The sequence below is a fragment of the Leptotrichia sp. oral taxon 879 str. F0557 genome, assembly GCF_000469385.1.
GTDB lineage: Bacteria > Fusobacteriota > Fusobacteriia > Fusobacteriales > Leptotrichiaceae > Leptotrichia > Leptotrichia mesophila.
Map to the genome: position 1 here is coordinate 1 of NZ_KI271292.1, position 1,420 is coordinate 1,420.

A 1,420-nucleotide genomic window follows, 5' to 3' on the forward strand; every position below is an offset into this window, starting at 1 on the left:
GCTTCAAACCAGCTTTTGGCAAATATTGCAAAAACTAATCCTAAAAATATGGAAGAACTTTCGCAGTTAAAGGGAATGGGAAAACGGAAAATCAGGGATTATGGAGAAGAAATTTTGCTGATTTTGGAAAATTTTTATGATATGAAGATTTAAAATAAAACAAAGGTAACTAAATGGATAATTTTAATAATAATGAATATACAAATATGATAAAAGACTTGATACACGATACTAAATATATAGAAAGATCTAATAGAGGGAAAATACAAGGATTAAGACAATATGCGGAAATACTTGTGAGAAAGATTTTAAATCTTGGAAGTAGCATACAAATAACATTGGGAGAAATAAGAAATGATTCAAGAAACGAGGCAGTAGTTACTTCCTTGAATTTATTAGAAAATGATTTTAGAAATAAATTAATTAAAACTGTAAATGAAATAAGAATAATTGGAAATAACGGAACACATACTAGTCATACAGAAACATTTTCTAATGAGATTGTAGAAAAAACGGAAGATAGAGTTATGGAATTATATGCTTTGATTTTTATCAAGTATTTTCTGGATATTCGGATAGATATATATACTTCACCCATAATATTACATGTTTTTTCTATTTTACCTCCTATTATTAGATATAAAACATGGAAATATTTATTTAAAAAAAATAAAAATAATATTCAAGTAGCAAATAAATTATGTTTATCAATAATTAAAGCATTTAGTAAAGAAGAAGCATATAAGTGGTTACAAAAAAATATGAGAGTAATAAAATCAATACCCTATCCAACTGCTAAAGAAAAAATTAAATACATAGAAACTGCAGGTATTCAAGTTTCTCCAACACAGTATCAAGTAAGTTTAAATTTTGATAGATATAATAATATGTATGATTTGTTGTATGATAAAATTAAGGATTCTAGAACTTCTATTAATGAATCAGGAAAAATGTATACAAATTTTGAAGAAGCTATAAAATATTATCGTAATTTTAAATCCTCTTATAATATTCAAAAATATACAGAAGAAATTCAAATACTTTACTCTTTAATGGATTTTGTATATCTTGGGAGAAAATCTGATGAAGAAATACAATAATTTTTAAAATATTTCAAAGACAAAAGATTTAGAATGTAGTCTAAAAACTATATAATTAGAAACAAAGTTTAAAGATTGTATTTTTTTGAAAAAATTAATTATAAGCTTTCTAGTTTTATAGTATTTAGCAAGTAATTAAAATTTCTTGTTACTAACATAATTTCTATTTTCTAATGGAATTTAGTATTATTTTTGGAAATTAGTGGTATAATAAAATAAAGTTAGATTTAATAAAAGAAATTGAGAAAATAAAACAAAGAGGGAAAATATTACTGGACAGCTTTTGTTGAGTGTGAAAAAACAGATAAATTTAATAAAAA

At 23.2% G+C, this 1,420-nt stretch carries 2 protein-coding genes; both read left to right on the forward strand.

Annotation, left to right across the window (positions count from 1 at the left end; translation table 11 throughout):
- Positions 1-15 precede the first annotated feature (15 nt).
- Positions 16-153, forward strand: a complete 138-nt coding sequence (locus tag HMPREF1552_RS02645) for an HRDC domain-containing protein (RefSeq protein WP_255349260.1) — start codon at positions 16-18, stop codon at positions 151-153.
- Between the two features lie 20 nt (positions 154-173).
- Positions 174-1,100: a hypothetical protein gene (locus tag HMPREF1552_RS02650; RefSeq protein ID WP_021743416.1), complete on the forward strand. Its 927-nt coding sequence runs from the start codon at positions 174-176 to the stop codon at positions 1,098-1,100.
- Positions 1,101-1,420 lie beyond the last annotated feature (320 nt).

Bases quoted from the DNA above. Each gene is read 5' to 3' on its own strand.
- HMPREF1552_RS02650 (WP_021743416.1), top strand. From the start codon at position 174: ATGGATAATTTTAATAATAATGAATATACAAATATGATAAAAGACTTG.